Below are 8,634 nucleotides of genomic sequence, written 5' to 3'. Positions count from 1 at the left end.
TCACTCTCAGAAATGCCGGCAGGTGGTGGATGCATCTCGGGCAGTCTCTGCCTGAGATCCAAGCTGTTTTCAGAGGTCTGTCAAGAGCGGAACTGCCCCGGAGCTTTCTCCCCCCCTGAACAGTTACACAAAAGCAGGCAAACGCTGGGCTATCACCAGGGGCAATGCCGGCTCCCGCTACTTTGATGATTACAGCTCACTGGCAAACCTCAGCCAACTCAATTGGCAGGCCATTCAGGCCTGGCAATGGAACCAATCGGACATCAAGGAGGCCAAGCAATCCGAGTTTTTAGTGGAAGAGCAAGTCCCCTGGGCACTGGTTCGTCGCATCGGCGTTCACAGCGAAACAGTTCGAGCCATTGTTGAACAATTCCTCACGACCACTGGACAGAAGCCACCCATCGAAATTAAACCGGAGTGGTACTACTGAGCAGGAGGGCAACGATCATGATTCGCCCCTCTAGCGGCGACATTCTAGCTGCACCTGTCGAAGCCCTGGTGAACACAGTCAACTGTGTTGGCGTGATGGGAAGGGGTATCGCGCTGCAGTTCAAAAACGCTTTCCCTGATAATTACAAGCAATACGCCCAAGCCTGCAAGCGTGAGGAAGTGCGGCCAGGCCGCATGTTCATTACCAGCACCGGCCTCCTGCAGGGTCCTCGTTATATCATCAATTTCCCCACCAAGCGGCACTGGCGAGGGAAAAGCCGGCTCGAAGATATTGAAACCGGGCTTGTCGATTTGATTCGCGTCATCGAGGAACTGGGCATAACCAGTATCGCGATCCCCCCCCCCCTTGGCTGTGGTCTTGGAAGACTTTCTTGGTCAATAGTCAGTTCCCAGATTAATGCGGCCTTGGCGCCACTTCAATCCGTACAAATTCACCTCTATGCACCAGACTCCGCTGATGTATTGAAGCCCATTGCTAAAGCCAGTGCCCCACCACCCATGACTCCAGGCCGGGCTGCTTTGGTTGGCTTGATGGATCGCTATCTCGCGGGCCTTCTCGATACATTTGTATCTCTTCTTGAAGTTCATAAACTCATGTACTTCCTGCAAGTGGCCAACGAGCCGCTCAGGCTTCGCTACACCAAGGCCCCCTATGGGCCCTATGCCGAAAATCTGCGCCATGTCTTCCAAGCCATTGAGGGCCATTTCATCAAGGGCTACGGCGATGGAGGCGATGATCCCTCCAAGCGCCTAGCAATCGTTGCCGGTGCTGAGAAACAAGCCTTGCATTTTCTCGCCGACCATCCAGACACCCATGCTCGTTTTCGGCGCGTCTCTGATCTCGTCTCCGGCTTCGAAAGCCCCTTTGGCCTGGAACTGCTCGCCACCGTCCACTGGCTCCACAAGCAGGAACAACCCTCTTCAATCAGCGAGCTGGTGCAGTTCTTCCATGCCTGGAGTCCTCGCAAACAGCAGTTTTCGCCCCGCCAGATCCAGATCGCCAGTGCCGTTCTGGCTGATCAGGGCTGGGTTGATCCACTGGCGGAATCGACAACCTTCACAGCCGAGCCACTGGCCTGATGCAGGAGCTGCGCCGAGCTGGCCGGATCGAGCGGACCGGCTCGCTTGAAGCCGCACGGTGGATCCTGAGCCCTGTTCCCAAGGGCTTTACTAAGACCCCCTCCACAGCAGACCCTTAGCAAACAACTTAGTAAAGCTTGCTAGTAGAGCCCAGCCGCCAAATACCAGCCCCCACCAGTCTGCCCCCATTGCTCGCCCCGATCCCCCAAACTGAGCCAAGGCCCACCATTCTCCCGGCCCCATGCCCACCGACACCAGCGCCGCCTATTTCCAACTCCGTGCATCCAGCGAAGATTCTGGAAGTACGAAAGGCGCAATCACCTGCGAAGATCTCAAACGGTTTCAGATTACCATTCCCCCAGCCCTAGAACAGCAGGAGCTTTTGAAGCACGTTCATACCGAAATTCTGTCGCTAAGCACCGCTCTCAAGCGCCTCGAACGAGAGATCACACTCCTCGGCGAATATCGGACCCGCTTGATCGCCGATGTGGTCACCGGCAAGCTCGATGTGCGGGAGGTGGCGGCGGGGTTGTCGGAGGAGGAACTTGCAGCCGATGTCTCTCCAGAGCCCTACGATCCAGATGACTGCGTGGTCTCCCCCGAGGACGACTCCTTCAACAGCGAGGAGGAATGAAATGGCAGCCACCAACCTTCCTCCCTTCCTTCGGCGCATCGATCTTCAGTCCGTTCTTTCCTTCGGGCCAGACAATTCTGGCCTTGAGCTACGCCCGCTCAATCTCCTGATTGGCCCCAACGGCTCCGGCAAGTCGAACTTTATCGAAGCAATCGCCCTCATGCGAGCAGGGGCGGACTCCCGCGACAACTATCGCGATGTGACCCGCAAAGGTGGCGGCGTAGCCGAATGGATCTGGAAAGGATCGGCCGATGCTGTTGCCAGCATCGACTGGATGCTGAGCTACCCCCATGGCCCCCAGCCCCTGCGGCATCGCCTCGCCTTCCGCGCAGCCAATCAGGGATTCGCGCTGGAGGATGAACGCCTGGAAAATGCCGTGGCGCGACACGGCCAGCCCAATCCCTATTTCTATTACCGCTATCAGCAGGGCCGCCCTGTACTGAACTTCCGCGATCAGGAGCAGCGGCAACTCGCGCACGACAGCCTGGAACCCGATCGCTCGATCCTTGCCCAGCGGCGCGACCCAGACAGCTATCCCGAGCTGGCTTGGGTGGCCCGCAACTACGAACGTATCCGTCTCTATCGCGAATGGACCTTCGGCCGCCATGCCGTGTTCCGCGAGCCGCAAAAAGCTGATCTACAAGACGATATCTTGGAGGAGGATTTCTCCAATCTTGGCCTGTTTCTTAATCGCCTCAAAACGCTTCATCCTGGTGGCGCCCGCGCCATCCTTGATGGCTTGGCCGATCTCTACGACGGGATCAGCGATTTCAATGTGCGAATCAAAGGGGGCACGGTTCAAGTCTTCTTTCACGAAGGCGAATTCGTGATCCCCGCCACCCGCCTCTCCGATGGCACCCTGCGCTATCTCTGCCTCTTGGCCATCCTCTGCGATCCCAAACCTCCGCCGCTGATCTGCATCGAAGAGCCCGAACTCGGACTGCATCCCGATGTGCTGCCCAAACTAGCCGATCATCTGCTGGCAGCCTCACAGCGCACCCAGCTGATCGTCACCACCCATTCCGATGTGCTGGTAGACGCCATGAGCGAGCACCCCGAGGCGGTGGTGGTCTGCGAGAAGCACAACGGCGCCACAGAGATGAACCGCTTATCTGCCGAGGAGCTGAAGGTGTGGCTGGACAAGTACCGGCTGGGTGAACTCTGGATCCGCGGCGAGTTGGGAGGCACCCGCTGGTGAATGCTCATCTCTCCATCGAGGGTGGGGGAAACTCCAAGGAGGAGAAGATACGCTGTCGCCAAGCCTTCACCAGCCTCCTCACAAGCCAGGGATTGTCTGGTCGCCTGCCACGCCTCACCGCCTGCGGCGGACGCGGTTCCGCCTTCGACGATTTCAAGACGGCCCACGCCAATGCCCAATCTGGGCATTTCGTGGGCCTGCTGATCGACAGCGAAGACCCGGCAGCCATTCCTGCGGATCCCCTGCAACAACAAACCTGGGAGCACCTCAGACGGCGCGACGGCTGGGAACGCCCCGCAGACGCCACAGACCAACAGGTGCTGTTCATGACGACCTGCATGGAAACCTGGATCGCAGCGGATCGCGCCACCCTCAGGACCCACTACGGAACTGCTCTCAACGAAAACCAACTGCCAGCCACCACCAACCTTGAGAGCCGCCACAGGCACGAGGTGCAGGAGCGGCTGGAACGTGCAACAGCAGCCACCTCGAAGCCTTACCGCAAAGGCAGGCGCTCCTTCGATCTGCTGGCCAAGCTCAACCCTCAGGCCCTGGCCCCACTGCTGCCCAGCTTCCGTCGGGCCATGGCCATCCTCGAAGCCAAGCTCTGAGGCGAGAGCCCCGGGCCACAACCCCTGGGGATACCCCAGACTGGCCGAAGGCCATTCAACGCTCCCGGCCCCATGCCCACCAACACCAGCGAGCAGGGCCTGGAAGCGCTGATCACCCGGGCCATGACCGGGCGCACCTACCTGCTGGAGCCTCCCCACCAGGCCACGTCATCGTCCGTGCCGGTGAGTGGCGGCACCGGGTGGCTGCTCGGTGATCCCCGCCACTACGACCGCAGCCACTGCGTTGATCTGATGCAGCTGCAGGGTTTTCTGGAGGCCACCCAGCCGCAGATCGCCGAAGCCGTGGCGATCGGCGTGGATGGGCCCACACGCCGGCAGTTCCTGGCCCGGGTGGAGAAGCAGATCGCCCAGCGGGGCGTGGTGGACGTGCTGCGCAAAGGCATCCGCCACGGCCCCCACGAGATCCAGCTCTTCTACGGCACCCCCTCCCCCGGCAACAGCCGCGCAGCCGAGCTCTTCGCCCGCAATCGCTTCAGCCTCTGCCGCCAGCTCGCCTACAGCAACGACCAGACCCGCCGCGCCCTCGATCTGGCCCTGTTCGTGAACGGCCTGCCGGTGGCCACCTTCGAGCTCAAGAACAACCTCACCTGCCAGGATGTACAGCACGCCATCCGCCAGTACCAACGCGATCGCGATCCCCGCGAGCCCCTATTCGCCCTCGCCCGCTGCCTGGTGCACTTCGCCGTGGACGAGCAGGAGGTGCAGTTCTGCACCCATCTCCAAGGCAAGGATTCCGACTTCCTGCCCTTCAACCGCGGCACCGTCTCCGGTGGCTCCGGCAATCCGCCCAATCCCGATGGGCTGGCCACGGCCTATCTCTGGGACCAGATCCTGACGCCCAGCAGCCTCACCGACATCCTGGAGAACTACGCCCAGGTGATCGAAAAACGCAATCCACGCACCGGCCGCAAAACCCACAGGCAGATCTTTCCCCGTTACCACCAGCTCGATGTGGTGTGCTCCCTGCTCGCCGATGTGGCCGCCCACGGCGCCGGCCGCTGCTACCTGGGGCAACATTCCGCCGGCAGCGGCAAGAGCAACTCGATCGCCTGGCTCAGCCATCAGGTGGGCGACATCATCCACAACGGTGAACGGGTGTTCGACTCGGTGATCGTGGTCACCGATCGTCGCAACCTCGATGAACAGCTGCGCAACAACATTCTCGACTTCATGCAGGTGGGCGCCACCGTGGGCGCCGTCACCGGCCGCGGCAGCACCAAAACGGAGCAGCTCAAGCAGTTTCTGGCCGCCGGCAAGAAGATCATCATCTGCACCCTGCAGACCTTTCCCGAACTCTGCCGAGAACTGGATGAGGCTCCCCAGGGGCGCCGTTACGCGGTGATCATCGACGAGGCCCACTGCAGCCAGGGCAGCAAGGCCTCCGCCGCTCTCAACCAGGCCCTCGCGGCCGATGGGGCGCTGCCAGAGGACATCGATGTAGAGGATTTCATCAACACGGCCATCGAAGACTTCGTGAACACGGTGATTGAGCAGCGGCTGCAAAGTCGCGGCCTGCGCCCCAACGCCAGCTATTTCGCCTTCACCGCTACCGCCAAAGCCAAGACGCGCGAACTGTTCGGCACGCCCCTGCCGCCGAATGGGGAAAGCAAGATCGGTCGTCGGCCCTTTCACGCCTACACAATGAAGCAGGCCATTGAGGAGAAGTTCATCCTCAATGTTCTGCAGTACTACATCCCGATCAGCAGCTACTACCGGCTGGTGAAAACGATCGAGGCTGATCCGCTGTTCGACAGCAAGCGTGCCCGCTCAAAATTGCGCCGCTATGTGGAAAGCCATGACACCGCCATCCGCAACAAGGCTGAAATCATGGTGGATCATTTCCTCGATGCTGTGCTGCCGCTGCGGGAGATGAAGGGCGAAGCCCGGGCCATGGTGGTCACCGGAGCCATTGAGCGGGCGGTGCAGTATTTCCATGCCATTCGCCGCTACCTGCTTGAGCGTCGCAGCCCTTACCTGCCGATCGTGGCCTTCTCCGGCGAACATGACTTCGGCGATGGGCCCGTGAGCGAGGCCTGCCTCAACGGCTTTCCCTCCAGCGAGATCACCAGCCGCATCCAGGAGGATCCCTACCGCTTCCTGATCTGCGCCGACAAATTCCAGACCGGCTATGACGAACCGCTGCTGCAGTCCATGTATGTGGACAAGGCCCTGGGCGGCATCCAGGCGGTGCAGACCCTCTCGCGCCTCAACCGCGCCGCTCCGGGCAAGAAGCGGGTGTTCATCCTCGATTTTCAGGACAACGCCGCCGCCGTGGAGGCCGCCTTCGCCGACTACTACAAAACCACCCTGCTCAGCGAAGCAACCGATCCCAACAAGCTGCACGATCTCCGCGACAGTCTCGATCAGCTGCGGGTCTACACCTGGGAGCAGGTGGAAGAGTTTGTGGCTCTCTTCCTCAGCAACAGCGATCGCGACGCCCTGCAACCGATCCTGAATCAATGTCGCTATATCTATAACGAGCAGCTCAACGAAGACGACCAGGTGGCCTTCAAAAGCAAGGCCAAGGCCTTCGTGCGCAGCTACGACTTCCTGGCCACGATCCTCACCTACGGCAATCCGGAGTGGGAGAAGCTCTCCATCTTCCTAACCCTGCTGGTGCGTGCCCTGCCGGCCCCAGATGAGGACGACCTCACCACGGGCATGCTGGAGCTGATCGACATGGACAGTTACCGAATCGATAAGCAGAACCAGCAGCGCATCGCGCTTCCTGATGACGACGCGACCCTGGATCCAGCACCCGTTTCAGGTGGTGGCTTCAAGACCCCACCGGAACTGGATCCGCTTTCGGTGATTCTCACCAGCTTCAATGATCAGTACGGCACCAGCTTCAGCGACGAAGACCGCATCCGCCGCCTGATCCGTGACGAGATTGTGCCCCAGGTGGCCCAGGACCAGCGCTACCGCAATGCCAAGGCGAACACCCCAAACACAGCCGCGATCGAACTTGACGCCGCTCTGAACCGCGCCGTGGATCCGCTGTTTCTCGATCAGACGGAGTTTTACAAGCAGTTCAAGGACAATTCACTGTTCCGCAACTTCGTGCGCGATCTGGTCACACGACTGATCAACGACAACTCCGGGAAATCACCATAGGCCTGTCTGCACGGGGCCATCGCCAATCGTCTCACCTGTGGTCTCGCTTTGGGCAACAGCCATTGGATCCATCGGAGCCGCTTGTGCGCTCTTTCCCTGGGCCTGCTCCGGCACAGCCCCCTTGGGCACCAGGCTCCAGAAGCCGAACTTGCGGCCATGATCCCGCCGCAGCTGGGCCCCATAGCTGCGGTGATCGGCGAGTTCCCCCCAGCTCTCGATCCTTTTGGCAAGGAGGTGGCAAGTGTGCAGATGGCGGGCGGCGCGGGGGTAGCGCTTGCTGCGCCCCACCCGCAGGCTGAAATCGACCATCGCCCGCAGGCAGCGCGTGGCAGCCAGGGGGTGATCCTTCTCCAGCAGCTCCGCCAGCGGTGCCAGCAGCACGTAGCAGTCGCCATTGAGCGGCTTCGGCGTGGCCAGCACCAGCCGGGCGGCGCGGCGCGGTTCGGGCCAGTGCAACAGAAACCACAGCGCCTCCTGCAGATCGTCGTGCTCCGCCACCAGATCGAGGGCCCGCTCCTCGTCATCCGCATCCGCGAAAGCTGGCAGCCGCTTCAGGTAGTCGCGAAGGTGGCGGCGCGACAGTTCCATCAGGGCGTACTCCCAGCGCTGCCCCTGGGCCTCTTCGTGGCGGCCGAGGGCCTCCAGCGCCGCCAGGCGGGCATCGCACCACTCCTCGGCCCCGGCCCGGCGCTCGGACAGCCTTGGGTCGGCCTTCTCCAGCAGCGCCAGCGCCTCCTCGGCCCGGCCGGCGGGGGTGAGCCGCTCCGCCACCCTGGCCGCGATTGCCGGCACCGTCAGCGCCTCGGGATCATGGTCGCGGTATTCCGCCAGATAGGCCTCGGCATCGCCCAGGGCATCGGCGATGTCGAGCATGGCGATGCGCACGATCCAGTCTCGGTGCGTTTGCGCTTGTTCGTTGTTGGTGACGCGAGCCCGCATGGTCTCCAGCCGCTGACGCAGATGGGCCAGCCCTTCCGACCCCAGCGCCGGCCCCAGATCCCGCAGGATCGGATCGAACTGGCCGTAGCCGTTGCCCACGATCGCGGCGTACACCTGATCAGCCAGAGGCCTGGGATCCCCGGAAACCTTGAGGGCCACGGCGCCGAGGGCGGCGCTGCTCTGATGAAAGAAGTCGCGCAAAACGGCGTCGCTGTCGTCGCAGCGCTCGAACAGGCCCTCCGCCAGAGCGAGCAGATCCCACAGCAGCTCCACAGCCCGTGCTGGATCCTGCTCGGCGATCGGCCCGCTGATGGCCTGGCGCTGCCGCTCCAGATCCTTCAGCAGCCTGTCGCGCTGGTGGTCGTCGAGGAAGCTGCCGGAGCGCTCGATCGTGGCCAGTCGCTTGCGCACTTCTCTGGCGATCTCCGCAGGACCCTTCTGTTCCGCCAGTGCCAGGCGCAGCATGCGACTGGCACTGGCATCCCCCTTGCTCAGGGTGAGCAGCAGCTCCGCCAGCCTGGCCGCCCCCAGGGCTTCGAGGTTTTTGGCATTGAGACTGGATTGGCCGGCCATCGCCTTGGTGAATC

Annotated in this window: 7 protein-coding genes; 6 read left to right on the top strand and 1 reads right to left on the bottom strand. The window is 61.8% G+C overall.

What is annotated here, in order from left to right; translation table 11 throughout:
* The first annotated feature begins 115 nt into the window (after positions 1 to 115).
* The 6 genes from KBZ33_RS21890 (at position 116) to KBZ33_RS16485 (ending at position 7,108) form a co-directional block, all read left to right on the top strand.
* Positions 116 to 430 (top strand): DUF4433 domain-containing protein, encoded by a 315-nt coding sequence (locus KBZ33_RS21890; RefSeq protein WP_396108677.1) that lies wholly within the window; start codon positions 116 to 118, stop codon positions 428 to 430.
* 17 nt (positions 431 to 447) lie between these two features.
* Entirely contained in the window at positions 448 to 1,530 is a 1,083-nt protein-coding gene (locus tag KBZ33_RS16505; RefSeq protein ID WP_254954471.1) for a macro domain-containing protein, read from the top strand.
* Between the two features lie 241 nt (positions 1,531 to 1,771).
* Positions 1,772 to 2,164: a restriction endonuclease subunit S gene (locus tag KBZ33_RS16500; protein WP_254954470.1), complete on the top strand. Its 393-nt coding sequence runs from the start codon at positions 1,772 to 1,774 to the stop codon at positions 2,162 to 2,164.
* Between the two features lies 1 nt (position 2,165).
* On the top strand, positions 2,166 to 3,362 hold the full coding sequence (locus KBZ33_RS16495; RefSeq protein WP_254954469.1) for an AAA family ATPase: 1,197 nt from the start codon (positions 2,166 to 2,168) through the stop codon (positions 3,360 to 3,362).
* A gap of 92 nt (positions 3,363 to 3,454) precedes the next feature.
* Positions 3,455 to 3,973 carry a DUF4276 family protein gene (locus KBZ33_RS16490; protein ID WP_396108674.1) on the top strand — a complete coding sequence of 173 codons (519 nt, stop codon included), beginning with the start codon at positions 3,455 to 3,457 and terminating at the stop codon, positions 3,971 to 3,973.
* Positions 3,974 to 4,045: 72 nt separating this feature from the next.
* The gene (locus KBZ33_RS16485) at positions 4,046 to 7,108 is read left to right on the top strand and encodes a type I restriction endonuclease subunit R (protein ID WP_254954467.1); all 3,063 of its coding nucleotides are present in this window, start codon (positions 4,046 to 4,048) and stop codon (positions 7,106 to 7,108) included.
* Here the strand turns inward: KBZ33_RS16485 and KBZ33_RS16480 are convergent.
* A complete protein-coding gene (locus tag KBZ33_RS16480) occupies positions 7,100 to 8,620 on the bottom strand; it encodes a DUF6880 family protein (RefSeq protein WP_254954466.1) in 1,521 nt (506 codons plus the stop codon). The two genes, KBZ33_RS16485 and KBZ33_RS16480, sit on opposite strands and share 9 nt — an antisense overlap.
* Positions 8,621 to 8,634: the final 14 nt, after the last annotated feature.

It is taken from the genome of Cyanobium sp. Cruz-8D1, from assembly GCF_024345975.1.
Classification (GTDB): domain Bacteria; phylum Cyanobacteriota; class Cyanobacteriia; order PCC-6307; family Cyanobiaceae; genus Cyanobium.
This window is presented reverse-complemented; position numbering and strand designations above follow the sequence as displayed.